This is a genomic window from Streptomyces ochraceiscleroticus (assembly GCF_000720485.1).
Lineage (GTDB): Bacteria > Actinomycetota > Actinomycetes > Streptomycetales > Streptomycetaceae > Streptomyces > Streptomyces ochraceiscleroticus.
In genome coordinates this window covers 287529-312169 of the sequence record NZ_JOAX01000003.1, presented here as the reverse complement: position 1 = coordinate 312169, position 24641 = coordinate 287529, and the positions used below count along the sequence as shown (strand labels likewise).

18 protein-coding genes are annotated in these 24641 nt (G+C 72.0%); 9 read left to right on the top strand and 9 right to left on the bottom strand.

Features of this window, described 5'->3' with window-relative positions; genetic code table 11:
* Positions 1 to 25 precede the first annotated feature (25 nt).
* Both fxsT and IG84_RS0105585 read left to right on the top strand, forming a co-directional pair.
* Positions 26 to 2824 carry an FxSxx-COOH system tetratricopeptide repeat protein gene (gene fxsT / locus IG84_RS0105590; protein ID WP_051861418.1) on the top strand — a complete coding sequence of 933 codons (2799 nt, stop codon included), beginning with the start codon at positions 26 to 28 and terminating at the stop codon, positions 2822 to 2824.
* Positions 2825 to 3000: 176 nt separating this feature from the next.
* Positions 3001 to 3666, top strand: a complete 666-nt coding sequence (locus IG84_RS0105585) for an esterase/lipase family protein (protein WP_031051934.1) — start codon at positions 3001 to 3003, stop codon at positions 3664 to 3666.
* 82 nt (positions 3667 to 3748) lie between these two features.
* On the opposite strand, the gene IG84_RS0105580 is transcribed toward IG84_RS0105585, so the two are convergent.
* From IG84_RS0105580 to IG84_RS0105565, 4 genes are all read right to left on the bottom strand, one after another.
* Complete coding sequence (locus IG84_RS0105580; protein ID WP_031051932.1) at positions 3749 to 7573, bottom strand: multifunctional oxoglutarate decarboxylase/oxoglutarate dehydrogenase thiamine pyrophosphate-binding subunit/dihydrolipoyllysine-residue succinyltransferase subunit; 3825 nt, start codon at positions 7571 to 7573, stop codon at positions 3749 to 3751.
* A gap of 261 nt (positions 7574 to 7834) precedes the next feature.
* Complete coding sequence (locus IG84_RS0105575; protein WP_037799308.1) at positions 7835 to 8950, bottom strand: HAMP domain-containing sensor histidine kinase; 1116 nt, start codon at positions 8948 to 8950, stop codon at positions 7835 to 7837.
* Complete coding sequence (locus IG84_RS0105570; protein ID WP_030258798.1) at positions 8947 to 9687, bottom strand: response regulator transcription factor; 741 nt, start codon at positions 9685 to 9687, stop codon at positions 8947 to 8949. Before IG84_RS0105570 ends, IG84_RS0105575 begins: the two co-directional genes overlap by 4 nt.
* A 144-nt stretch (positions 9688 to 9831) precedes the next feature.
* Positions 9832 to 10527 (bottom strand): spermidine synthase family protein, encoded by a 696-nt coding sequence (locus IG84_RS0105565; RefSeq protein ID WP_031051928.1) that lies wholly within the window; start codon positions 10525 to 10527, stop codon positions 9832 to 9834.
* Positions 10528 to 10728: 201 nt separating this feature from the next.
* On the opposite strand from IG84_RS0105565, the gene lon reads away from it, so the two are divergent.
* Positions 10729 to 13137, top strand: a complete 2409-nt coding sequence (lon, locus tag IG84_RS0105560; RefSeq protein ID WP_031051927.1) for an endopeptidase La — start codon at positions 10729 to 10731, stop codon at positions 13135 to 13137.
* 77 nt (positions 13138 to 13214) lie between these two features.
* Here the strand turns inward: lon and IG84_RS0105555 are convergent, their stop codons facing one another.
* Positions 13215 to 14054, bottom strand: coding sequence for a lysozyme (locus IG84_RS0105555; RefSeq protein ID WP_031051925.1), 840 nt, complete (start codon positions 14052 to 14054; stop codon positions 13215 to 13217).
* Between the two features lie 124 nt (positions 14055 to 14178).
* Complete coding sequence (locus IG84_RS0105550; RefSeq protein WP_031051924.1) at positions 14179 to 15048, bottom strand: lysozyme; 870 nt, start codon at positions 15046 to 15048, stop codon at positions 14179 to 14181.
* A gap of 211 nt (positions 15049 to 15259) precedes the next feature.
* Between IG84_RS0105550 and IG84_RS0105545 the strand changes: the two genes are divergently transcribed.
* On the top strand, positions 15260 to 15814 hold the full coding sequence (locus IG84_RS0105545; RefSeq protein WP_078648614.1) for a MarR family winged helix-turn-helix transcriptional regulator: 555 nt from the start codon (positions 15260 to 15262) through the stop codon (positions 15812 to 15814).
* Between the two features lie 31 nt (positions 15815 to 15845).
* Here IG84_RS0105545 and IG84_RS0105540 read toward each other — a convergent pair whose 3' ends face one another.
* On the bottom strand, positions 15846 to 16691 hold the full coding sequence (locus tag IG84_RS0105540) for a protein phosphatase 2C domain-containing protein (RefSeq protein ID WP_031051919.1): 846 nt from the start codon (positions 16689 to 16691) through the stop codon (positions 15846 to 15848).
* A 589-nt stretch (positions 16692 to 17280) separates the two neighbouring features.
* Between IG84_RS0105540 and IG84_RS0105535 the strand changes: the two genes are divergently transcribed.
* From IG84_RS0105535 to IG84_RS0105515, 5 genes are read left to right on the top strand one after another with little or no spacing between them, the layout of a single operon-like run.
* Complete coding sequence (locus IG84_RS0105535; RefSeq protein WP_031051918.1) at positions 17281 to 20172, top strand: nitrate- and nitrite sensing domain-containing protein; 2892 nt, start codon at positions 17281 to 17283, stop codon at positions 20170 to 20172.
* Positions 20169 to 20657 carry a roadblock/LC7 domain-containing protein gene (locus IG84_RS0105530; RefSeq protein ID WP_031051917.1) on the top strand — a complete coding sequence of 163 codons (489 nt, stop codon included), beginning with the start codon at positions 20169 to 20171 and terminating at the stop codon, positions 20655 to 20657. Before IG84_RS0105535 ends, IG84_RS0105530 begins: the two co-directional genes overlap by 4 nt.
* Complete coding sequence (locus IG84_RS0105525) at positions 20654 to 21055, top strand: DUF742 domain-containing protein (RefSeq protein WP_031051916.1); 402 nt, start codon at positions 20654 to 20656, stop codon at positions 21053 to 21055. The genes IG84_RS0105530 and IG84_RS0105525 overlap by 4 nt, the downstream gene beginning before the upstream one ends.
* A 4-nt stretch (positions 21056 to 21059) precedes the next feature.
* Positions 21060 to 21674 carry a GTP-binding protein gene (locus IG84_RS0105520; protein ID WP_031051913.1) on the top strand — a complete coding sequence of 205 codons (615 nt, stop codon included), beginning with the start codon at positions 21060 to 21062 and terminating at the stop codon, positions 21672 to 21674.
* 41 nt (positions 21675 to 21715) lie between these two features.
* Entirely contained in the window at positions 21716 to 22969 is a 1254-nt protein-coding gene (locus IG84_RS0105515; RefSeq protein ID WP_031051911.1) for a styrene monooxygenase/indole monooxygenase family protein, read from the top strand.
* Positions 22970 to 23043: 74 nt separating this feature from the next.
* Here IG84_RS0105515 and IG84_RS0105510 read toward each other — a convergent pair whose 3' ends face one another.
* Entirely contained in the window at positions 23044 to 24195 is a 1152-nt protein-coding gene (locus tag IG84_RS0105510; RefSeq protein ID WP_031051909.1) for a C40 family peptidase, read from the bottom strand.
* Positions 24196 to 24364: 169 nt separating this feature from the next.
* Entirely contained in the window at positions 24365 to 24631 is a 267-nt protein-coding gene (locus IG84_RS0105505; protein WP_031051908.1) for a hypothetical protein, read from the bottom strand.
* Between the last annotated feature and the right edge of the window lie 10 nt (positions 24632 to 24641).

The window sequence follows — 24641 nt, the reverse complement described above, 5'->3', positions numbered from 1 at the left end:
TCCCCCGGAGGAGAGCAGGACCGTAATGGCGCAGCCGGCGGAGTCGACGTTCCCGCAGCGGCAGACGGACGCCGCGTCCGCGCGGGTGCCGCGGCCCGCCCGGCCGGTACGGCCGGGTCCGCCGCCCGGCCCGCGGGTCACCGTCAGCGTCGCGGGGGACGGCCGGGCCTGGGGCGACTGGATCGCCGACCGCCTCGAACGGCACGGGCTGCGCGCCCCGCTGCACCACTGGGACCCGCCCGCCGCGATGGAACTGCGGGCCGCGCTCGCCGGGCTCACCCTCTCCGGCGGCCGGGTGCTGCTCGTCTTCAGTGCCGGCTACTTCCAGCCCGGCGTGCGCACGGGACGGGAATGGGACGCCGCCCTCGCCGCCGTCACCGCCGCCCACCCCGGCCGCTTCGCCGCCGTCTCCGTCACCGACCCCGGCAACCTCCCGCGCGGCGCCACCGCGCTCGGCCCCGCCCAGCTCACCGAGGCCGGCGCGCACCACGCCGAGCGGCTCCTGCTGCGCCGCCTCGGGCTCCCGGACACCCCGGCGCCCGGCACCGGCGGCCCGCGCTTCCCGCTGGACGCGCCCGACGTCTGGGGCGGGGTGCCGCGCCGCAACCCGCGCTTCACCGGGCGCGCGGCCCTCCTCGCCCGCATCCACCGCCGACTGGCGGGCTCCGTGCGGGGCGCCGCGGTCTGCACCCTGCTGGGCATGGCGGGCGTCGGCAAGACCCAACTGGCCGCCGAGTACGTGCACCGCTTCGCCACCGAGTACGACGTGGTGTGGTGGATCGCGGCCGGGACGGGGGAGGAGGCAAGGCGGCAACTGGCTGGTCTCGCAACGGAGTTGGGGATCAGAAGCGGTACGGGGACCGCCGAGCGGCTGCGCGCGGTCATGGACGCGCTGCGCCGCGGCGAGCCGTACCACCGCTGGCTGCTCGTCCTGGACGGCGCGGACGACCCCGAAGCGGTGGCCGGCCTGCTGCCCAGCGGCTCGGGCCACGTCCTGATCACCTCGCGGAACCGCTCCTGGGACACCTACAACACCCTCCTCCTCCCGGTCCCCGTCCTCGACCGCCCCGAGAGCATCGCCTTCGTGCGCCGCCGCGCCCCGCGCCTGGACGCGGCCGAGGCGGGCCGGCTGGCCGCCGCCCTGGAGGACCTGCCGCTCCTGCTGGACCAGACGGCGGGCTGGCTGAACGACTCCGACATGAGCGTCGGGAGCTATCTGCGGCTGCTGGAGGGCGGCATCGGCGACGCCCGCACGGTCGTCGCCGAGGACTTCCCGATGACCTTCGCCGCGGCCTGGACCGCGCTGCTGGACCGCATCGCCGAGACCGCGCCGGACGCCGGCGAACTGCTGCGGCTGTGCGCCGTCCTCGCGCCCGGCACCGTACCGGTCACCCTCCTCGGCCGGATCCGCGGCGACTTCGCCCCCCTCACCGGCGACCCGCGACGGCTCCAGGACGCGCTGCGGCTGCTCGCCCGCTACTCCGTCGTGGACGCCATGGAGACCGCGGACGGCACCGAGATCACCGGCGTCCATCTGCACCGCATGGTCCGCCTCCTGGTCCGCGAGGGCGTCCCCGCGCCGGAGCGGGAACGGTACGAGCGGGCCGTGCGCGGCGCGCTCGCCGCCGCCGACCCCGGCCGCCCCGACGACCCCGCCGACTGGCCCGCGTACGCCGCGCTGCTGCCGCATCTGCTGCCCTCCGGCGCGCTGGAGGCCGACCCGGAGGAGACCGCGCGGCCGGTACTGAACTGCCTGCGTTACGCCTATCTCGCCGGTATCCAGGACACCGGCCTGGCCCTGGCCCGGCGCGCGGACCGCACCTGGCGGCTGCTGCTGCCCGAGGACCACCCGCGCCGCCTGGACCTGCTGCACGCACACGCCAACCTGCTGCGCGCCACCGGACAGTACGCGGCCTGCGAGGAGCTGGACCGGGCCGCGCTGGAGCGGCTGCTCGGCCGGCGCTCCACCCCGGACAGCGACATCCTGCGGGCCGCCACCGCGCTCGCCGCCGACCTGCGCGGCCTCGCCCGCCTCCAGGAAGCCCTGGAGCTCTCCCGGTACGTGCTCGACGGCAGCCGGCAGACCTTCGGCGAGGGCGACGCGCGCACCCTCGCCGCGCAGAACAACACCGCGGTCTCCCTGCGGCTGCTCGGCGCCTACGACGAGGCGCTGGACCTGGACCTGCGGACGCTGCGGGCGCGCCGCCGGCTCCTCGGGCCCGGCCACCCCTGGACGCTCTACTCCGAGCTGCACTACGCCACCGACCTGCGGCTCACCGGCCGTACCGAGGCGGCGCTGGAGCTCCAGGAGCGGACCGTGCGCAGCCACCACCGCGTCCTGGGCGCCGATCATCCCCAGTCGCTGCGCGCCGGGCACGGCCTCGCGCTCTGCCGCCGGGGCGCCGGGCAGGGGGAGCGGGCCCGGCAGGGCATGGAACGGCTGCTGGAGCGGGCGGTGCGGCTGCTCGGCCGCCGGGACCCGCTCACCCTGATGACCGCGGCGGGCTTCTGCTGCCTGGAGCGCGAGTCCGGCGACCCGGAGCGGGCCCTGGCCACGGCCGAGCTCACGTACACGGGCTACCGCGAACTGCTCGGCCCCGCCCACCCGTACACCGTCGGCAGCGACGCCAACCACGCGCTGGCGCTGCTCGCGGCAGGTGACCGCGCGGCGGCCCTGGGGTCCCTGAGCCGCGCGCTGCTCGCCATGGAAGCGGCGGTCGGCCCGAGCCACCCATGGGCCCTGGACCTCGCGCACAACACCCGCTCCACCGAGGCCGACCTGCCGCCGTACCAGCTCCGCGACTTCGAGCCGCTGACGATCTGAAGGGACCTGCGCCCGGCGGCGGAGATGCGGCGAAGAAAGTTGTGGACATGACAAGTGCACGCGTCTTGACGATCCAGGATTACCCGGCAGTAGCCTGAAGCGCCCTCCCCACACGCACCGGTGCTTCCCCTCCCCCTTCCCTGCATCCGTGAGGACACGTGAAGAAGACACCGCTCATGGCCGTGCTCGCCGGCCTGCTGTTCGCCCTGCACGCGCCCGCTCAAGCCGAAGCGGCCGGCGGCTCGGGCTTCACCTCCGCCAGTCACCCGGTCCTTTTCGTCCACGGCTGGTCCGGCAGCGGCGCCAACTGGGACACCATGGCAGGACGCTTCCGCACCGACGGCTGGCCGGCCGGGTACCTGGACCAGTGGAGCTACGACTCGCGTCAGTCCAACGCCACCACCGCACAGCAGCTGGCCACCGAGGTCGACCGGCTGCTCGCCGCGACCGGAGCGTCCCAGGTCGACATCGTCACCCACTCCATGGGCGGCCTCTCCTCGCGCTACTACGCCAAGAACCTCGGCGGCGCGGCGAAGATCGACGCCTGGGTGTCGCTCGGCGGCCCCAACCACGGCACCGACTCGGCCAATACCTGCGCCGACACCTCGTGCGGCGAGATGCGGATCGGCTCCGACTTCCTGACCGCCCTGAACGCCGGGGACGAGACGCCCGGCAGCCCCCGCTACGCGACCTGGTGGTCGCCGTGCGACACCGTCATCAACCCCGACAGCAGCGTCTCGCTGGCCGGCGCGGCCAACACGCGCACCGCCTGCCTGAGTCACAACGCCCTGCTCACCGACGCCACCGTCTACGCCCAGACCCGGGACATGGTCAACGGCTGACGCCGGCCCGGACATACGGGCGGGGCCCCACCGGAGTGATCCGGTGGGGCCCCGCCCTTTCAGGTACTGCGACGCCGGTGGCTCAGGCGTCGAACGCCTCCGCGATGAGCTGGGCCTGCTCGGCCTGGTGGCGCTTGGCGGAGCCGACGGCCGGCGACGAGGAGTGCGGCCGCGAGATGCGGCGCAGACGCTCGCCGTGCGGGATGTCGGCGCCGACCGCCAGGTCCAGGTGGTCGATCAGGTTCAGGCCGAGGAACGGCCAGGCGCCCTGGTTGGCGGGCTCCTCCTGGACCCACAGGAACTTGCCGGCGTTCGGGAACTTGGCGATCTCCGCCTGCAGCTCCTTGCCCGGCAGCGGGTACAGCCGCTCGATGCGGACGAGCGCGACGTCGTTCGCACCGCGCTTCTGCCGCTCGGCCTCCAGGTCGTAGTAGACCTTGCCGGAGCAGAAGATGATCTTCTGCACGGCGTTCGCGTCGACCGTGCTGTCGCCGATCACCGGGCGGAAGCCGCCGGTGGTGAACTCCTCCGTCTTCGACGCCGCGGCCTTCAGACGCAGCATCGACTTCGGGGTGAAGACGACGAGCGGCTTGTGGTGCGGGTTGTGCACCTGCCAGCGCAGCAGGTGGAAGTAGTTGGAGGGGAGCGTCGGCATCGCGACGGTCATGTTGTTCTGCGCGCACAGCTGGAGGAAGCGCTCGATGCGGGCCGAGGAGTGGTCCGGGCCCTGGCCCTCGTAGCCGTGCGGCAGGAGCAGCGTGACGCCGGAGGTCTGGCCCCACTTCTGCTCGGCGGAGGAGATGAACTCGTCCACGACGGTCTGCGCGCCGTTGACGAAGTCACCGAACTGCGCCTCCCACATCACGAGGGACTCGGGACGGGCCAGCGAGTAGCCGTACTCGAAGCCCATCGCCGCGTACTCGGAGAGGAGCGAGTCGTACACGTTGAACCGCGCCTGGTCCTCGGAGAGGTACAGCAGCGGCGTGTAGTCGTTGCCCGTCTCGCGGTCGATGAGGACCGCGTGGCGCTGGCCGAAGGTGCCGCGGCGGGAGTCCTGGCCGGCGAGCCGGACCGGGGTGCCCTCCATCAGCAGCGAGCCGAAGGCCAGGGTCTCGCCCATGCCCCAGTCGATCGTGCCGTCCTCGACCATGGCCGCGCGGCGCTGCAGCTGGGGCAGCAGACGCGGGTGGACGGTGACCCGGTCGGGGATGTTGACCTGGGACTCGGCGATCCGCTTGACGACCTCCTGGGAGACCGCGGTGTCCACGTGGACCGGGAACTCGGCCTGCGGCTGCGGGACCTCGGGCGCCATCGGCGTCGTGGTGGCCTCGCGGACCTCCGTGAAGACCTTCTCCAGCTGGCCCTGGAAGTCCTGCAGCGCCTGCTCGGCCTCCTCCAGCGTGATGTCGCCGCGACCGATGAGGGACTCGGTGTAGAGCTTGCGCACCGAGCGCTTCTTGTCGATCAGGTCGTACATCAGCGGCTGGGTGAAGGCCGGGTTGTCCGACTCGTTGTGACCGCGGCGGCGGTAGCAGATCAGGTCGATGACGACGTCCTTGTTGAACGCCTGGCGGAACTCGAAGGCGAGCCGCGCGACGCGCACCACGGCCTCCGGGTCGTCACCGTTCACGTGGAAGATCGGCGCCTCGATCATGCGGGCCACGTCCGTGGCGTACATGGAGGAGCGGGCCGACTCCGGCGCGGCGGTGAAGCCGACCTGGTTGTTGATGACGATGTGCACCGTGCCGCCGGTGCGGTAGCCGCGCAGCTGCGACATGTTCAGCGTCTCGGCGACCACGCCCTGGCCGGCGAACGCCGCGTCACCGTGGAGCTGGACCGGCAGGACCGTGAAGTCCGTGCCGCCCTTGCCGATGATGTCCTGCTTGGCGCGGGCGATGCCCTCGACGATCGGGTCGACCGCTTCGAGGTGCGAGGGGTTGGCGGCCAGCGAGACCTTGATCTGCTCGCCGTCGAGACCGGTGAAGGTGCCCTCGGCGCCCAGGTGGTACTTCACGTCGCCGGAGCCGTGCATCGACTTCGGGTCGAGGTTGCCCTCGAACTCGCGGAAGATCTGCGCGTAGGACTTGCCGACGATGTTGGCGAGGACGTTCAGCCGGCCGCGGTGGGCCATGCCGATGACGACCTCGTCCAGCCGCGACTCGGCAGCGGAGTCGATGACCGCGTCCAGCATCGGGATGACGGACTCGCCGCCCTCCAGCGAGAAGCGCTTCTGGCCGACGTACTTCGTCTGCAGGAAGGTCTCGAACGCCTCGGCGGAGTTCAGCCGGCGCAGGATGCGCAGCTGCTCCTCGCGCTCCGGCGGGGTGTGCGGGCGCTCCAGGCGGTCCTGCAGCCACTTGCGCTGCTTGGGGTCCTGGATGTGCATGTACTCGATGCCGGTGGTGCGGCAGTACGAGTCGCGCAGCACGCCGAGGATGTCGCGCAGCTTCATCATCGACTTGCCGGAGAAGCCGCCGACCGCGAACTCGCGCTCCAGGTCCCAGAGCGTGAGGCCGTGCTCGGTGATGTCCAGGTCGGCGTGCTTGCGCTGCTTGTACTCCAGCGGGTCCGTGTCGGCCATGACGTGGCCGCGCACCCGGTAGGCGTGGATCAGGTCGAAGACCCGGGCCGCCTTGGAGACGTCGTCGTCGTGGCTGACGTCGATGTCCTTCAGCCAGCGCACCGGCTCGTACGGAATCCGCAGCGACTTGAAGATGTCGTCGAAGAAGTCGTTCTCGCCGAGCAGCAGCTGGCTCATGATGCGCAGGAACTCGCCGGAGGCGGCGCCCTGGATCACGCGGTGGTCGTACGTGCTGGTCAGCGTCATGACCTTGGAGACGCCCAGCTTGTTCAGGGTGTCCTGCGAGGTGCCCTGGAACTCCGCGGGGTACTCCATGGCGCCGACGCCGATGATGAGGCCCTGGCCGGGCATCAGGCGCGGCACGGAGTGCACGGTGCCGATGCCGCCGGGGTTCGTCAGCGACGCGGTGACGCCGGTGAAGTCCTCCATCGTCAGCTTGCCGACCCGGGCGCGGCGGACGATGTCCTCGTACGCCTGCCAGAACTCGAAGAAGCTGAGGGTCTCGGCCTTCTTGATGGCCGCGACGACGAGCTGGCGGTCACCGTTGGGCTTCACCAGGTCGATGGCGAGGCCGAGGTTGATGTGGTCCGGCTTGACCAGCGTGGGCTTGCCGTCCTTCTCGGTGAACGAGTAGTTCATCGAGGGCATCGCCTTGAGCGCCTGCACCATGGCGTACCCGATGAGGTGGGTGAAGGAGACCTTCCCACCGCGGGCGCGCTTGAGGTGGTTGTTCATGACGATGCGGTTGTCGAACAGCAGCTTCACGGGAACGGCGCGCACGGACGTGGCCGTGGGCAGCTCCAGCGAGGCGTTCATGTTCTTCGCCACGGCGGCGGCCGGGCCACGCAGGGTGACGTACTCCGGGCCTTCGGTCGCCTCGGCGGGCTTGTCGTCCGCCTTCGGAGCGGCGGCAGAAGTGCGCGCGGCGCCAGCCGCTCCGGTGGAGCCGGTGCTTGCACCGGAGGGCTTCGCGTCGGCCTTGGCCGGGGCGGCCTTCGCCGGCGCGGGCTGCGCGGGCGCCGGCTTCGCGGCGGCGGGCTTGGCCTCGGCCTTTGCCGGGGCGGCAGCCGCAGGTGCGGCGGCCGGGGTGGCAGGCGCGGTGGGCTTGGCCTCGTCGGCTGGAGTGCCCGACGTCACCGGTGCGCCCGGCTTGTAGTCGGCGAAGAAGTCCCACCAGGCTCGGTCTACCGAGTTCGGGTCCTGGAGGTACTGCTGGTAGATCTCGTCGACGAGCCACTCGTTCGCACCGAATCCGGCTGCAGGGTTCTTACCCTGCCCGTCTTGGTCGGTCGAGGCACTCGAGGTGTTGGGGGACTGTGGCGACACGGCGGCAACCGCCCTCTTCCGCTTCCTAAAGGTGGTGGACAGCGGGAATAAAGGCTACGCCTCTGTCGACCGATGCTGCAGTCCGGGAGGGGTACTCGTCGCGCACGTCACATTTGGCGGCGGGTTTCGGGGAACGAGATGGCGGGAAACAAGCGTAGTTCGCTCGCACCTGGGTAGGGGGCATCGCCATCGCACCCCCGGTGGGGACACGGGGAACACCCCGAATGAGTGGTTCCACCACCGACCCTACGTCACGGGGCGTCAAGGATGGGGCTGACCGGTCCCCGGAAGGGTGACGCGGATACGGCAGCCACGCGGGGATTCGGCCACTCCGATCCGCCCGCCGTGCAGATCCACCGCCCAGCGCGCGATCGCCAGGCCCAGTCCCGTGCCGCCGTCGGTGCCCGGACCGGACGGCGCGGGGCCGCCGCGGTTGAACCGCTCGAAGACCCGGTGCCGCTCGGACGCCGGGATGCCGGGCCCCTCGTCCTGCACCTCCAGGACCAGGCTGCCGGGGCCCTCGCCGCGGCGCGCCCGCACGGTCACCCGGCCGTGCGGCGGGGAGTGCTTGATGCCGTTGTCGATCAGGTTGGCGACGACCTGGTGCAGCCGCTCGGCGTCCGCGTGCGCGGTCAGCTCCGGCGGCGAGACGTCCAGGTGGAGATGGACGTCCGTACGGCTGTGGTGGCTGGAGCCGACGGCCAGGGTCGAGGCGCTGCGGCTCATGTTGGCCTCCTTCAGCACCCCGGAGAGATAGGGCCAGACCTCGAAGCGGCGGGCGTGCAGCGGGATGACCCCGTTGTCCAGCCGGGAGAGGTCCAGCAGGTGCTCGACCAGGCGGCCGAGCCGCTCGGTCTGGCTCAGCGCGGTGCGCATCGTCTCCGGATCGGCCTCGGAGACCCCGTCGACGACGTTCTCCAGCACGGCGCGCAGCGCGGCGATCGGCGTGCGCAGCTCGTGCGAGACGTTGGCGACCAGTTCCTTGCGGTGGGTGTCCACCGCCTCCAGGTCGGCGGCCATCGTGTTGAAGGCGTCGGCCAGCTCGCCGAACTCGTCCCGGCGGCTGCCCTGCACCCGCCGCGTGTAGTCCCCGGCGGCCATCGCCCTGGTCACATCCGTCATCTCGTCCAGCGGGGCCGTCAGCCCCTGCGCGACGAACTGGGTGATCAGCAGCGAGGCGATGATCGAGAAGACCGTGATGACCCGCAGCTCCGTCGCCGAGTGGAACGCGACGAGGACCAGCAGGGTCGTGATGATCACCGAAACGGTGACCAGCGCGCCGAGCGCCGCCTTGACCGAGCGGTACGGATCGAGCGGGCGCATCGCCTCCCAGGCCCGCTGCCACAGCTCACGCGCCAGGGGTAGGGGCGACTTCATGCCGGCGGGGTCTCCAGGGCGTAACCGACGCCGTGCACCGTACGGATCCGCTCGGCGCCGATCTTCCGGCGCAGCGCCTTGATGTGGCTGTCGACCGTACGGGTGCCGGAGGCGTCCGCCCAGTCCCAGACCTCGGCGAGGAGCTGCTCACGGGAGAGCACGGCGCGCGGGGTGTTGGCGAGGCAGACCAGCAGGTCGAACTCGGTGGGGGTGAGGTGCACGTCGGCGCCGCGCACCCGGACCCGCCGCTGCGCGTGGTCGATCTCCAGCTCGCCCAGGCGCAGGATGCCGCTGCGCGGGGTGTGCGCGGCGAGCGCGGCCCGCTCGACGCGGCGCAGCAGGACGTGCACCCGCGCCGCCAGCTCGCGCATGGAGAACGGTTTGGTCATGTAGTCGTCGGCGCCGACGCCGAGACCCACCAGCATGTCCGTCTCGTCGTCCCGCGCGGTGAGCATCATCACCGGGACCGGCCGCTGGGCCTGTACCCGGCGGCACACCTCCAGGCCGTCGAAGCCGGGCAGCATGATGTCGAGGACGAGCAGGTCGGGCTGCCACGCCTCGGCGGTGTCCACGGCCGACGGGCCGTCGACGGCGGTCTGCACCTGGAAGCCCTCGGCGCGCAGCCGGGCCGCGATGGCGTCGACGATCGTCGGGTCGTCCTCGACGACGAGCACCCGCCGCTGGGCGCCGGGCGTGGCCGCCGCCGCGGCGCCGTGGGTGGTCTGAGTCTGGTCCATCGCCCGCCCCTGAATTTCCCCGTGCGTGGTCGCGTACTGACTTGCTGTACCGGAGTACTGACTAGGTGTACTGCTGTGCTGACCGGCTGTACTGACTGGTCGCATACTGCTGGCAGCAGCGTAAAGGCACCATGTGACCCGCGGCTACGCGCGTTTCCCTGCGAGGTGGACCACGTCCGGGACGCCTCGGACAACGGGGATCTCTTCGGTGCGAACCTCGCTGAATCCGGCATTCCGGAGCGCATCCTCAAAAGCGGGCGAGGGCTGCGCGGACCAGACGGCCAGCACCCCGCCCGGCGTCAGCCGGTCCCGGCAAGCCGCGAGACCGGCGGGGGAGTACAGGCCGCCGTTGTCCTCGGTGACGGTCCAGTCCGGGCCGTTGTCGATGTCCAGGCAGAGCGCGTCGTACGTCCCGTCGCCCGCGCCCTCCCGTACGTGCGCCACCAGATCGGCCTGGACGATCTCCGTCCGCGGGTCGGCCAGCGCCGGCCCCGACACCGCCGCCAGCGGCCCCTCGCGGTGCCAGTCGATGACCGCGCCCTCGCGCTCGACGACCGCGATCCGGCCCCACCGCGGCTCCGCGGCGGCGCGCGCCAGCGAGAAGCCGACGCCCAGCCCGCCGATCAGTACGGAGGGCCGCGCGCGGTCGGCGGGCAGTGCGGCGAGCGCGGCGTCGATCAGCAGCCGCTCCGACCGACCGTCGGAGGTGTCCATCAGGAAGCACCCGTTGGCGATGATCTCGAAGTGCGGCCCGCGCTGCCGCAGCACCACCTCACCGTACGGCCCGTTCCGGCGCTCCAGCGTGACGGGCGTCTCGTCGGTGGCGTACAGGGCTGACATGGGTGCGGGGCCTCCGGAGTCGGGATGGATGCCGGACGGGCCCCCACTTTATGAGCCCTTACGTCCCGTACGCGCGGCCGTTTCGGCCCTCGCACCGCGCGTCCGCGTCTGATCGCTGACAGCGAACAAGCCCCTGGGAACATCCACCGGCTCACGAGCATTGAGTGGGTACAGCTCAACTTGCCTGCCGAAGGGGAGATCATGGCTTCGACGTCCACACCGCTCACCCTGCCCGTGCTGCCCCTCGACGACGAGGTCGTCCTGCCGGGCATGGTGGTGCCACTGGACCTGTCCGACGCGGACGTACGCGCCGCGGTGGAGGCCGCGCAGGCCGCCGCCTCACCCGGTAACAAGCCACGGGTGCTGCTCGTTCCACGCATCGACGGCACCTACGCCGGTATCGGCACGCTCGGCAAGGTCGAGCAGGTCGGCCGGCTGTCCGACGGCGACCCGGGCGCGCTGATCCGCGGCCTGGGGCGCGTGAAGATCGGCTCCGGCACGACCGGGCCCGGCGCCGCCCTCTGGGTGGAGGGCACGACGGTCGAGGAGACCGTCCCCGAACCTGTGCCCGGCCACGTCACCGAGCTGGTCAAGGAGTACAAGGCGCTTGCCACGAGCTGGCTGCGCAAGCGCGGCGCCTGGCAGGTCGTGGACCGTGTCCAGCAGATCGAGGACGTCGGCCAGCTCGCCGACAACTCCGGGTACAGCCCCTTCCTGTCCACCGAGCAGAAGGTCCGGCTGCTGGAGACCACCGACCCGGTGGCCCGGCTGAAGGACGCCACCGAAGCGCTCCGCGAGCACCTCGCCGAGCAGGACGTCGCCGAGTCCATCGCCAAGGACGTCCAGGAGGGCGTCGACAAGCAGCAGCGCGAGTTCCTGCTGCGTCGCCAGCTCGAGGCGGTCCGCAAGGAACTGTCGGAGCTGAACGGCGACACGGACGACGAGAGCGACGACTACCGCGCCCGCGTCGAGGCCGCCGACCTGCCCGAGGACGTCCGCAAGGCGGCCCTGAAGGAGGTCGACAAGCTGGAGCGGTCCAGCGACCAGAGCCCGGAGGGCTCCTGGATCCGCACCTGGCTGGACACCGTCCTGGAGCTGCCCTGGACGGAGCGCACCGAGGACGCGTACGACATCAAGGGCGCCCGCGCCGTCCTGGACGCGGACCACGCGGGCCTGGACGACGTGAAGGAGCGGATCACCGAGTACCTGGCCGTGCGCAAGCGCCGCGCGGACCGCGGCCTCGGCCTGGTCGGCGGCCGCCGCGGCGGTGCCGTGCTGGCCCTGACCGGCCCGCCCGGTGTCGGCAAGACCTCCCTCGGCGAGTCCGTGGCCCGCGCCATGGGCCGCAAGTTCGTCCGCGTCGCGCTCGGCGGCGTCCGGGACGAGGCGGAGATCCGCGGCCACCGGCGTACGTACGTCGGCGCGCTGCCGGGCCGCATCGTCCGCGCCATCAAGGAGGCGGGCTCCATGAACCCGGTCGTCCTCCTCGACGAGATCGACAAGGTCGGCTCGGACTTCCGCGGCGACCCGGCCGCGGCGCTCCTCGAAGTGCTCGACCCGGCGCAGAACCACACCTTCCGCGACCACTACCTGGAGGTCGAGCTCGACCTCTCCGACGTGGTCTTCCTCGCCACGGCCAACGTCCTGGAGGCCATCCCGGAGCCGCTCCTGGACCGCATGGACCTGGTCCGCCTCGACGGCTACACCGAGGACGAGAAGGTCACCATCGCCCGCGACCACCTGCTCCCGCGCCAGCTCGAGAAGGCCGGCCTGGAGCCCGGCGAGGTCGTGATCGAGGACGCCGCGCTGCGCAAGCTGGCCGGCGAGTACACCCGCGAGGCGGGCGTGCGGAACCTGGAGCGCGCGATTGCCCGGCTGCTCCGCAAGATCGCGGCCAAGCACGAACTGGGCGAACAGGACCTCCCCTTCACCGTCGGCGTGAACGAGCTGCGCCCGCTGATCGGGCGGCCGCACCACGTCCCGGAGGCCGCGCAGGACCCGGAGGAGCGGCGCACGGCGGTGCCCGGTGTGGTGACCGGGCTGGCCGTGACCGGCGCGGGCGGCGACGTGCTGTACGTCGAGGCGTCGCTCGCCGACGCCGAGACCGGCGGCTCGGGTCTCCAGCTCACCGGCCAGCTCGGTGACGTGATGAAGGAGTCGGCGCACATCGCGCTCTCCTTCCTCCGCTCGCGCGGCGCGGAGCTGGAGCTGCCCGTCGGCGACCTGAAGGAGCGCGGCGTGCACCTGCACGTCCCGGCGGGCGCGGTCCCCAAGGACGGCCCGAGCGCGGGCATCACCATGACCACGGCGCTGGCCTCGCTGCTCAGCGGGCGTCAGGTCCGGCCCGACGTGGCGATGACCGGCGAGGTCTCCCTCACCGGCCGGGTGCTGCCCATCGGCGGCGTCAAGCAGAAGCTCCTCGCGGCGCACCGCGCGGGGATCACCACGGTGATCATCCCCAAGCGCAACGAGGCGGACCTGGACGACGTCCCCGCCGAGATCCTGGAGAAGCTCGACGTCCACCCGGTCTCCGACGTCCGCCAGGTCCTCGACCTGGCCCTGACCCCGGCCTCCGCGCCGGCCGCACCGGAGGTGCCGGTGGCGGCGTGACGGCCGCGTCCGGCCATGAGGCCCGGAACTCCCGCGTGGCGGGGCTCCGGGCCTCGCACTGTCCAGAAAGAAGGCGGTCAGCCCGTCGCCAGCTTCCGGAGCTGGTCCAGTGAGCCGTTGAAGACGTTCTGGTCGCCGGGGAAGCGGCCGCGGTCGGCGTACTGCCAGATGGTGTGGGCCGGCCAGCCGGCGGGGAGCGGGTTCGGGGAGGCGGCGTAGCGGGCGATCCACAGCGGGTGCTTGATCCCGAAGGACGCGTTGTCGCCGGTGCACAGCCGCCACCAGTTGGTGGCGGTGTAGATCATCGGGTAGCGGCCGGTCCGCGCGTGCACCGTGGCGCTGAAGTCCCGGATCCAGGCGTTCATGGCCGCCCGGCTCAGGCCGTAGCAGGTCGCGCCGTACGGGTTGTACTCGATGTCCAGCGCGGGCGGCAGCGTCCGGCCGTCCGCCTTCCAGCCGCCGCCGTTGTCGACGAAGTAGTTGGCCTGGGCGGCGCCGGACGAGGTGTTCGGCAGCGCGAAGTGGTACGCGCCGCGGATCATGCCGGCGTTGTAGGAACCGCCGTACTGCTGGCCGTACTTGGGGTTGCGGTAGCCCGTGCCCTCGGTGGCCTTGACGATGGCGAAACGGGCGCCGGCGCGCCAGGCCGCTGCCCAGTTCACATTGCCCTGGTGGCTGCTGACGTCCATGCCGGCCACCCCGGCGAGCGGCTGCGGCGCCGGGCCGGAGGCGGCGCCCTCGTGGGTGCGGAGCGTGGAGCCGGCGTGGTCGGTTCCGTAGGGGTGGGGGGTGTCCGCCGAGGAGGAAGCGGGGGCGGCGGGGGAGGTGGGGGATGCGGATGCGGCGGAGGCGGGCACGGCCACCGCGAGGGCCGTGCAGAGCGTGGAGAGCAGCGTGATGCACCGGCGTATGCGCATAGGGGGGAGCCTCTTTCGAAGACGCGCACGGGGGAGGGGGAGACAGGGCGCCGTGCCGCGAGGGCCTGCGGGAGGGGGGCCGGCGCAGGTCCTCGCGGCACGGTGGGGGAGCCCTGTCGGCCTCTTACCCGTTCGCGAGCGCCTGGAGACGGTCGTACGCGCCGTTGAAGAGGTTGTGGTCGCCCACGGTCGGCCCGGTGGACGTGTACTGCCAGATGGTGTGGAAGCCCCAGCCGGCCGGGAGTTCACCCACCGAGGAGCCGTACCGCGGGATCCACAGCGGGTTGATGCTGCCGAAGCCCGCGTAGTTGCCGGTGCACTGCTTCCACCAGTTGGTGGAGGTGTAGATCACCGCGTCCCGTCCGGTGCGCGCCTTGTAGGTGGCGAACCAGTCCTTCATCCAGTTCACCAGGGCGGTTGCGCTCATGCCGTAGCAGGTGGCGCCGTAGGGGTTGTACTCCATGTCGAGCGCGCCGGGCAGTGTCTTGCCGTCCCTGGACCAGCCGCCTCCGTGGTCCACGAAGTAATTGGCCTGGGCGGCGCCGGAGGAGGTGTTCGGGAGGGCGAAGTGGTAGGCGCCGCGAATCATGCCGACGTTGTAGGACCCGTTGTACTGCTGAGCGAAATACGGGTTGATGTAGCTGGTGGATTCGGTCGCCTTGACGTAGGCGAACTTCACCCCGCTGTTCCACAGCGTCGACCATGCGACGTTGCCCTGATGGCCGCTGACGTCCACGCCTTCCACGGACGCCTGGACGGACGGCGCGACGGGTGCCCCCGCGCCGCCCTCGTGCTTGGCGACCTGCGAGCCGGCCCAGTCCTGGCCGGGGTGGGTGGGCTCCGGCGCGTCCTTGCCGGGAGTGGTGGCGGGCCCGGCGGCGGTCGCGGTGCCGACGGTGCCGCAGAGCAGGGCGAGCAGGGTGAGGAGGATTGCGGCCACCGTGGCGGTGGGGCGCCGGAGGTGGCGGGCCGGGCCGGATCTGTGCACGCGCATACGTGACTCCGTAGATCTCGGTGGGACCTGGGAGGGAGTGGGCCGACTTGGTGTGGTCATGCCATAAAGGACGATACGCGCGTAGACCAGAGGCGGAAAGGGGGACCAGGTGATTCCGTTGGTCTAATCCTGCGAAATACTGGCTCAGCTGCGGAATCGGCCGCCGCTGAAAAATTCTTCCATCGTCCGGAAAACGGGAAAGGGCGCTGACGTGCACAACACCGGAACCGACGGAGCGGCGGCGAAGCGGCCCGGCGGCATCGACGACCTCTTTCTGTCGCTGGAACACGAGTTGGCCGTATTTCTGCGCCGTGCCCGCGCCTCCTCCGGCGAGATGGCCCGCGAGGTCCACCCGGACCTGGAGCCCTCCGCGTACGGTCTGCTGCTCCGGCTCGCCGAGGCCGGCGAGCAGCGCGCCACCGAACTGGCCTGTTACTTCGGTGTCGGCAAGGCGACCATCAGCCGTCAGCTCCGGGCCCTTGACGATCTGGGCCTGGTGGCCCGCCAGAAGGACCCGGCCGACGGGCGCGCCGTCCTGGTCCGGCTCACGGACGAGGGGCTGGCCCGCTTCACCCGGGTGCGCAGCGCCCGGCGTGACCGGTATGCCCGTCGGCTCGCCGCCTGGGACCGCGGGGAGATCGCCGAACTGGCGCGGCTGCTGCATCGGTTGAACGATGAACAAGAGCCGGAACAGGACGAGGTGCAGGAGCAGGACGAGGCCCGGGAACAGGGCGAGACGCAGGAAGACGGACGGGAACAGGGCTGACGCCCGGAGCGCGCCACCGCCCGCCCCCCCCTCACAGCTCCGCGTACACCACCGCCGCGTCGTCGTGCATTTTGCCGCGCGGAAAGTCCAGCCCGTCCGCGTCGGCGTTCTCGGCCGCCCGCACCCGGTCGATGAGCGCCTGCGGCCCCTCCTTGCGCACCACGCCCAGGCAGTCGGCCCACGAGCCCTCGCGGAACACCTCCACCCAGCGCCCGGCCCCGTCGCTCAGCGCGGTCAGTGAGCGGACCCGGTCGCGCGGCACGGTGCCGGTGACCGCGCGCGCCGCCACCGAAGGGTCGGCGGCCGCGGTGTAGAAGCCACCCTCGGCGTTGCGCAGCGCCTCGACCGCCGCGACGTACTCGCGGGCCGCGGCCGCCCGTTCGGCGGAGCCCTCCGGCAGCGCCCGTACCGCGGCGCGCAGCTCGCCGACCGCGGCCGGAAGCTGTTCGAGGCGCTGGTCCAGTACCGCCTCGACCGTGCCGTCCGGCGCCTCGACGAGGAGCGCCGAGTCCGACAGCACGAGGTACTCGACGGCGTACGGGGACCAGCGTGCGGCGATGGCCGTCGCCTGCGGAGTCCTGCTGTGAGAAAGGTCACAGGTGTCGCGATGGGCCGCGGCGGTGCGCCCGATGGCTTCGGAGAGGGCTTCGGTGAGTGTCATGTCGCGGAGCGAACCGGACAGTTCGAGCATCGCGCCCCCGAGGCGCGCGGTGAACCACGGCACGTCGTGGCGGCACCCGAAGTCCTCCGGCGGTGGCGTCACGCCGTCGAGCAGAACGAGGACGCCGCCCTGCCCGGAAGCGGGCAGCGCTACTGATGCGTAGTCCTCATTGGGGCGTTGGGGGTCGCCGGGCTCGGTGGCGAGTTCGATACGCATGCGGGCAAGCATGCCGGAGTGGCGGGAAGAGACCGGGGAACGGCCGGGGAAGGGCGCCCGGAATGCGGGGAATCGGGCGCGCGGCGCGTGAACGGGGCCAATTCCGGCCCCAGGACGGCCCGAAAGGCCGCTGCGTAAGATGCGGGCGGGCATCCTGCCAGGCCCCGGACGGTTCTCCAAACCCGCCCGCCGATGGCCTACTGTTGCGCCTCACAGCGGAAGTTGATGGTCAACTTCCGATTGATGTTCACTCATTCAGGTGGCCGGGCAGGCGTTGCCGGGCCACCGCGCGGCGCCGGTGAAATGGTCGTATTCCGGATCATGGGTGGGGCCATTCCCTCATCGCGACGCGCACAGCCGGACTGTCTGCCCGGCGGGGGCGTGAGGTGCTGCGGACGCGCCGCAGATCCGCCTTCCGGGGAGAACGGCCGGGTCCGCAAGGCCACACACGGCGTGGGCAGGCGAGACAGGATTGCGAGCAGCGGTGCGGAAGAAGCGGCTTCGGGGTGACGTGGTGGAGCCGGGAACACCGGCCGGCCCGGCCAGGTCCGGTACGGACGGTGACCGCGCGGGCGGACGTCCCGCGCGCGTGCGCAACAGGCTCATGGGGGCCGTGGCGGTGGTCGCCGTCGCCGTCATGGCGGTCGGCACGCCCGTCATCGCCTCGGCAACGCAGGATGTGGACGGCTCCCAGGAGCTGGTCGACCTCGGCGAGCTGAACGCCCGCGCGGTGACCCTGTCCCACTCCCTCGCCGACGAGCGCGACGCCATGACGGTGTACGTCGCGGGAGGCCGGACCACGCGCGGTGGGAACGGCGTCTCGGAGGCCCAGCGGGCCCGCGTGGACCGGCAGATCAAGGACCTGCGCGCCGAGGCGGCCGAGACCTCCGCGGAGACCGCGGCGTTCGGTGACGCCGGCAAGCTGCTCGACTCGCTGCCCAAGGTCCGTCAGCAGGGGCTGACCGGCGCGGGCAGCGCCCTGGCCACGTTCAAGTCCTACACTGCCACCATTCAGGCGCTTGACGCCATTTCGACCGACATCGCCCGCCGGGTGCCGCCCCGCGCCACCGCGGCCGGCTCCCACGCCGAGGCCCTGCCGCTTCTCGCCCGCGCCACCGAACAGGCGTCCGCCAGCCGCGCGCTGCTGCTCGCCGGGCTGGCGAGCGAGGGCCGGGAGACCGACCTGTCCGCAGCGGCCCAGCAGTCGCACGTACGCGAACTGGCCTCGCTCGCCGACTTCGCGCAGAGCGCCGGCGACGGAGCCCGGGACAGCTACGACCGCACGGTCAACGGCACCGACGTCGACACCGCCGAGCGCTACCTCGACAAGCTCACCGACCAGCCCCGGCTCTACCCCCTGGACCTCCAGCTCGACCGGAAGCGCATCGAGTCCACCACCGCCACCCGCGTCGGCCTGATGCGCAGCGTGGAGTCCTCGCTGAGCACCGCCGAGGTGAAGGCGATGGCGAAGCTCCGGGACGACGACGTCACGTCGCTGGAGATCCGCATCGGGCTGGTCGGGCTCTGCCTGCTGCTCGCCGTCGGCATCAGCGTCTGGGCGGCGCGCACGATGACCCAGCCGCTGTCCGCGCTGCGCCGCGGGGCCGCGCGGGTCGCCAAGGACCCGGCCGACGAGCAGTCCATCGAGTACAAGGGCCGCAACGACGAGTACGCGCAGACCGTGCGCTCCGTCAACGCGCTGCACGCGCAGGTCGCCGAGCTGGCGCGGACGGCCGCCGAGGCGGAGGGCGAGCGCGCCCGGATGGCGAACGGCCGCAAGCGGCTGGCCGCCGAGCGCGACGTGCTGCTGGAGGAGCGCGCCGACCTCACCGAGCGGCTGGCCGCGCTGCGCTCCGGCGTGAACAACCGGTTCGTCAGCCTGGCGATGCGCACGGTCGGCCTCGTCGAGCGGCAGCTCGCCGTCATCGAGGGCCTGGAGGAGAAGGAGCAGGACCCCGAGCGGCTGGAAACGCTCTACAAGCTCGACCACTTCGCCGCGCGCGTCCGCCGGAACAGCGAGAACCTCCTCGTCCTCTCCGGCTCCGAGCACAGCAACCACAACGCCGTGCCGGTGCCGCTGCTGGACGTGCTGCGCGCCTCGATCAGCGAGATCGAGCGGTACGAGCGGGTGCGCATCCAGTCGCTGCCGCCGCACTCCCAGATCGCCGGCTTCGCCGCCGACGACGTCAGCCACCTCGTCTCCGAGCTGCTGGACAACGCCACGGCGTTCTCGCCGCCGGACGCCCACGTCGAGCTCTCCGGCTGGCTGCTGGAGAGCGGCGAGCTGATGCTCTCGGTCCAGGACCAGGGCATAGGGATGACCGCCGAGCGGATGGCGGAGCTGAACCAGCGGCTGGCGGACCCGGAGACCGCGACGTCCTCGGAGACGGTCGACGAGGCGCTCGGCCTCGGCCTGTACGTCGTCGTACGGCTGGCCGCGCGGCACGGCGTCCGCGTCCAGCTTCGTGACCAGCAGCAGGGCGGCGTCACCGCCGTCGTGGTGCTGCCGAAGTCCATCCTGCCGACCCGTCCGACGCCGGCCGCGGCCGCGCAGCCCGGCACGGTGCAGACGGGGCCGACCCTCCCGGGCTCGGTCGCGGAGGCCAACTCCAACGCGCTGCCGCCGCGCGGCCAGCGGATGCTGCCGCCGCAGCGGGAACAGCAGGCCGAGCCGCAGCAGCCGCAGCAGCCCCAGCAGGTTCAGCCGCAACAGGAGCAGCAGCCCCAGCAGCCGCAGTCGGCACCGGCTCCCGTCGGTGATCCGCTGACGGACCCGCTGCCCGACCCGCTGACGGATCCGCTGCCCGACCCGCTGACGGACCCCCTGCCGGACTCCCTCCGGGGACCTGCACCGGACTCCCTCCGGGGGCCCGTGCCGGACCCGCTCACCGACCCTCTGCCGGACTCCCTCACGGGCCCGTTCACGGACCCGCTGATCGAGGCCGCGGAGCGGACGATCGACGCGGCGGGTATCGGGACGGCCCCGGCCGCGTCGAGCACCGGCGTGCCGAACACCGGCGTGCCGGCCCCGGCCGCGCCGAGGCCCGGCGTGCCGGACTTCTCCGGTGACCCCGACGGCGGCCCCGAGACCGGTGCCGTACCGGCCGGCCGGTCGCCGTACGTCGACGACGAAGCCCCCGCGGCGCCGGCCCCGGCCGACGGCGGCAGTGCCGAGCACAGCCGGGCCGAGGACGCCGAGGAGGAGCCGCCCGTCCGGCGGCTCACCGACATGGGGCTGCCCAAGCGCACGCCCCGCGTCGTGGCACAGCGGCCGCCGAGCGCGCCGCGGCAGGGCGGCGGGGTGAACGCCGAGGCGCTGCGGCGCCGGCTGGGCGGCTTCCAGCAGGGCGCGCGGGAAGGCCGTCGGGACGTGGAGGCCGAGATCGCGGAGCGCACGTCCGAACAGACCATCCCACAAACGGACACCGACGGAGCGGGGGCCCCGGGAGAGAGTCACGTTGTCGAGGAGGCACGCGATTGAAGGCGCAAGCGCCCACTGCTTACGGACTGAGTCATCAGGCCCGGAATCTGCAGTGGCTGTTGTCCAATCTGGTCGACGAGGTGCCGGGCATCCGTTCGGTGGCCGTGGTGTCGTCGGACGGGCTGCTGCTGCTGGCTTCCGACCCGCTGCTGGCGGAAGGGACCGCTGAGGCCGCAGGCCGGCGCGGCCCGCGGGGTTCCAGCGCCGACCTGGCCACCATCGTGTCCGGCGTCGGCAGCCTCACCAACGGCGCGGCGAAGCTGATGGACGGCGGCACGGTCAAGCAGACGATGATCGCCATGGATGAGGGCAGTCTGTTCGTCAGTTACATCAGTGACGGTTCGCTGCTCGGCGTGCATGCCACCCCCGACTGCGACATGAGCGTCATCGCCTACCACATGGCGCTCTTCGTCGGCCGGGCCGGCCATGTCCTCACCCCCGAACTCCGCAGCGAACTGCGCAAGTCGATGGAGAGCTCCCAGTGAGTACCGCACCCAAACTCCCTACGCGCAGCGGGGACCGGAAACCCGCGCGCGTGCGGCCGTATTCGCTCACGGGCGGCCGCACCCGCTTCGGCCACGTCCTGCTCGTCGAGACGTTCGTGGCCGCGCTGGAGGCGCCGGAGGAGCGCCGCGAGCTGACCTCGGGCGGCTGGGCCGACCGGGTCATGCCCGAGATGCGCGCCATCGTCGAGCTGTGCCGCCGGATGCGGTCCGTCGCGGAGATCTCCGCGCTGCTCAAAATGCCGCTGGGCGTGGTCCGCGTCCTGCTCAGCGACCTCGCCGACCAGGGAAAGATCCGCGTCTACGGCTCCGGGCACGGCACCGGCCAGCCCGACCGCGCGCTGCTTGAGAGGGTGCTGAGTGGACTTCGCAGGCTCTGAGACGATGACGGCGAGCGCCGGGACGCCTGCCGCCGACGAGGGGCTGCAGAGCTGGCAGACGGACCGCACGCAGGCCCCCATCGCCACCAAGATCGTGGTGGCGGGCGGGTTCGGCGTCGGCAAGACGACCTTCGTCGGGTCGGTCTCCGAGATCACGCCGCTGCAGACCGAAGCGGTGATGACGCAGGCCAGCGAGGACACCGACGACCTGTCGGCCACCCCGGAGAAGACCACGACCACGGTCGCGATGGACTTCGGCCGCATCACGCTCGACCAGGACCTCGTCCTGTACCTCTTCGGTACCCCGGGTCAGCAGCGGTTCTGGTTCATGTGGGACGACCTGGTCCGGGGTGCCATCGGCGCGATAGTGATGGCGGACACCCGGCGTCTCGAGGACTGCTTCCCCGCTCTCGACTACTTCGAGAGCTGCGGTCTTCCGTACGTCGTCGCCGTCAATCACTTCGAGGGGACCGCCGAATACGCGGCCGAGGATGTGCGCGAGGCCCTTTCCGTACCGCATGGGGTGCCCGTGGTGATCATGGATGCACGCCAGCGGATCACGGTCGTGGAGTCCTTGCTCACCCTCGTCGCGCATGCCCTGGAGATGACCCCCGAATAGGCCCGCAACGTCGCGGACCCGAAGCAGAGAAGAGCACCACCATGCGGAAGATACTCATCATCGGAGCCGGCCAGTCCGGTCTCCAGCTTGCCCTTGGACTGCAGTCCAAGGGCTATGAGGTCACCCTCATGTCCAACCGCACCGCCGACGAGATCCGTTCCGGCCGGGTCATGTCGACGCAGTGCATGTTCCACACCGCCCTCCAGCACGAGCGCGACCTCCAGATCAACTTCTGGGAGAGCCAGGCGCCGCGCATCGAGGGCCTGGGCGTCTCCGTGGCGGCCCCGGGCAGCTTCGAGTCGCCCGAGGGCTCCCAGCGCGCCATCGACTGGGTCGGCAAGCTGGACGCCTACGCGCAGTCCGTCGACCAGCGCGTGAAGATGGCCGGCTGGATGGAGACCTTCGCGCAGCGCGGCGGCCAGCTCGTGATCCACGGTGCCGCCGTCTCCGACCTCGACTTCTTCGCCTCCCGCTACGACCTGACGCTGGTCTCCGCGGGCAAGGGCGAGCTGGTGTCCATGTTCGGCCGGGACGCCACGCGTTCCCCGTACGACACCCCGCAGCGCGCGCTGGCCGTCGCGTACGTGCACGGCATGGGCCCCCGCCCGGAGCACCCCGAGTTCGACGCGGTCCGCTGCAACCTCGTCCCCGGCGTCGGCGAGCTCTTCGTCATGCCGACCTACACCACCTCGGGCCGCGCCGACATCCTCTTCTGGGAGGGCATCCCCGGCGGTCCGCTGGACGCCTTCCAGGGCGTGAAGGATCCCAACGAGCACCTGGCGCTGACGCTGGAGCTGCTGGAGAAGTTCCTGCCCTGGGAGTACGCGCGCTGCACCAACGTCGAGCTGACCGACGCCAACGGCACGCTGGCCGGCCGGTACGCGCCGACCGTGCGCAACCCCATCGGCAAGCTGCCCTCGGGCGGCCTGGTGCTCGGCGTCGCGGACGTCGTCGTGGCCAACGACCCGATCACGGGCCAGGGCTCGAACTCCGCGTCCAAGTGCGCCGCCGCCTACCTCGACGCGATCGTGGAGCACGGTGACAAGCCGTTCGACGCGGACTTCATGCAGGCCGCCTTCGACCGGTACTGGGCCACCGCCCAGCACGTCACCAAGTGGACGAACGCCATGCTGGCGCCGCCGCCGGAGCACGTGCTGAACTACATCGGCGCGGCCGGCCAGCTCCAGCCCGCGGCCGATCGTTTCGCCAACGGCTTCAACGACCCGTCCGACTTCGAGAACTTCTTCTACGACCCGGACAAGGCGGGCGCGTACCTGGCGTCGCTGACCGCCTGAGCCGCGGGCACGCGGCACGGAAGCGGGGCGGTTCCCTCGGGGGGAGCCGCCCCGCCGTGCGTCCCGGTGGGTCTTCAGTCACCGGGCGCCGACGCGTCGCCGTAGCCCGTGTCGTCCCCGTCCGTGGCGCCGTCCGGCAGCTCCGGCGGGGTGTAGTCCTTGAGGCCGGCCGCGTCCTCGTCCGGGCGGACGGCGCCCAGCAGCGGGTTGGCGGCGATCGGGGAGATCTTGACCTTGGCGCCGGGGCGCGGGGCCTGCACGACCATGCCGTCCCCGAGATACATCGCCACATGCGTCGCGCCGGGGAAGTAGATCACCAGGTCGCCGGGGCGCAGCTCGCGCAGGCTGACGTGCGGAAGCTGCTTCCACTGCTCCTGGCTCGTGCGCGGGATCGGCTTGCCGGCATGGGCCCACGCCTGCGAGGTGAGCCCCGAGCAGTCGAAGGAGTCCGGGCCCTCGGCGCCCCACACATACGGCTTGCCGACCTGCGTCAGCGCGTACGCCATGGCCCGCTGTCCGCCCTTGGACGGGGCCTGCGGGCCGCCGAGCGCGCCGGAGCCGAGGAACGCCTGCTGCGCGTCCTCCATGCCGGCCCGCTCCAGCCGGCTCAGCTCCGCGAGCTGCTGCGGCGAGAGGGAGGAGAGCATCGTCTCGACCTCCCGCAGCCTCCCCTCGACCTTCGCCTTCTGTTTCTTCCGCCGGTCGGCCAGGGACTTCTTCCTGTCCAGCGCCTTCTTGGCCTTTGTCGCCAGCTCGTTCGCCTTTTTGGCGCTGCCGGCGAGCCGGGTGACCGTGTCCGCCTGGTGGCCGGCCGCCTCCTTGAGCAGATGGCCGCGGTCCAGCGCCTGCTCGGGGTCCTTGGAGAGCAGGAACTGGACGTACGGCGAGAGGCCGCCGGGTCCGGAGCCCGTGTACTGCTCGCGGGCCAGCCGTCCGGCGTCCGCGCGGCCCTGCGCCAGGTCCGAGCGGGCGGCCCGCAGCCGTCCGTCGAGCTTCTTGGACAGCTTGGCCTGCGCCTTGAGGTCCTCCTCGGTGGCGTTGTACGCCTCGGTGGCCGCCTCCGTCTGCTGGTAGAGCTTCTGCAGCCGGGTCAGCAGCTCGCTCACGGGGATGTCGGGCGGCGCGGCGGGCCTGCTCGTCGCGTACACAGGTGCCGCGGGCAGCGCCACGGCGACGGCGCCCAGGAGCGCCACCGAACCCACCGACCGCCGGAACCGTCCCCGCACCGCGCCACCTCCGCTCTGGACCGACCATCCGACTGGTTCGGATGGTGCCATGGGTCACGCCTTCCCGCCGGGGGAGCGGGCGAACCGGGGGACGGGCATCACCCGATCGGCGGCCGCAGTGCAGGCCGTCGAGTAAGAGCAGAACGACCGGCGGGCGGCAGGAGTTCCCTCAATGGCGCCGTTTCCACGGCCACTTGGGCCGCCCCGCACCGGGTGCCGCTTCCGCGTCGTAGGCGTACACCCAGCCGCGCGGCAGCCCCAGCCGGCCGGCGGGGCCCGGCTCGCGACGGTAGACGTGCACCGTCTCCGGCGCGCCGGCCTCCCCGGGGACGGGGATCTCGTACCGGGCGGGTGGCCGGCCGGTCGCGTCGACCAGGACGGGGAGCACCCGCCCGTCCATCGGGCCGCCGACGAAGGGCGTGTTCTCGCTTCTCACGCGGCCAGTG

Coding starts and splice junctions, on each gene's coding strand:
- fxsT (WP_051861418.1), top strand. CDS start 26: ATGGCGCAGCCGGCGGAGTCGACGTTCCCGCAGCGGCAGACGGACGCC.
- IG84_RS0105555 (WP_031051925.1), bottom strand. CDS start 14,054: ATGCGCATACGCCGGTGCATCACGCTGCTCTCCACGCTCTGCACGGCC.
- IG84_RS0105575 (WP_037799308.1), bottom strand. CDS start 8,950: ATGAAGTCGCCCCTACCCCTGGCGCGTGAGCTGTGGCAGCGGGCCTGG.
- IG84_RS0105520 (WP_031051913.1), top strand. CDS start 21,060: ATGACGGCGAGCGCCGGGACGCCTGCCGCCGACGAGGGGCTGCAGAGC.
- IG84_RS0105570 (WP_030258798.1), bottom strand. CDS start 9,687: ATGGACCAGACTCAGACCACCCACGGCGCCGCGGCGGCGGCCACGCCC.
- IG84_RS0105550 (WP_031051924.1), bottom strand. CDS start 15,048: ATGCGCGTGCACAGATCCGGCCCGGCCCGCCACCTCCGGCGCCCCACC.
- IG84_RS0105585 (WP_031051934.1), top strand. CDS start 3,001: ATGGCCGTGCTCGCCGGCCTGCTGTTCGCCCTGCACGCGCCCGCTCAA.
- IG84_RS0105540 (WP_031051919.1), bottom strand. CDS start 16,691: ATGCGTATCGAACTCGCCACCGAGCCCGGCGACCCCCAACGCCCCAAT.
- lon (WP_031051927.1), top strand. CDS start 10,729: ATGGCTTCGACGTCCACACCGCTCACCCTGCCCGTGCTGCCCCTCGAC.
- IG84_RS0105515 (WP_031051911.1), top strand. CDS start 21,716: ATGCGGAAGATACTCATCATCGGAGCCGGCCAGTCCGGTCTCCAGCTT.
- IG84_RS0105565 (WP_031051928.1), bottom strand. CDS start 10,527: ATGTCAGCCCTGTACGCCACCGACGAGACGCCCGTCACGCTGGAGCGC.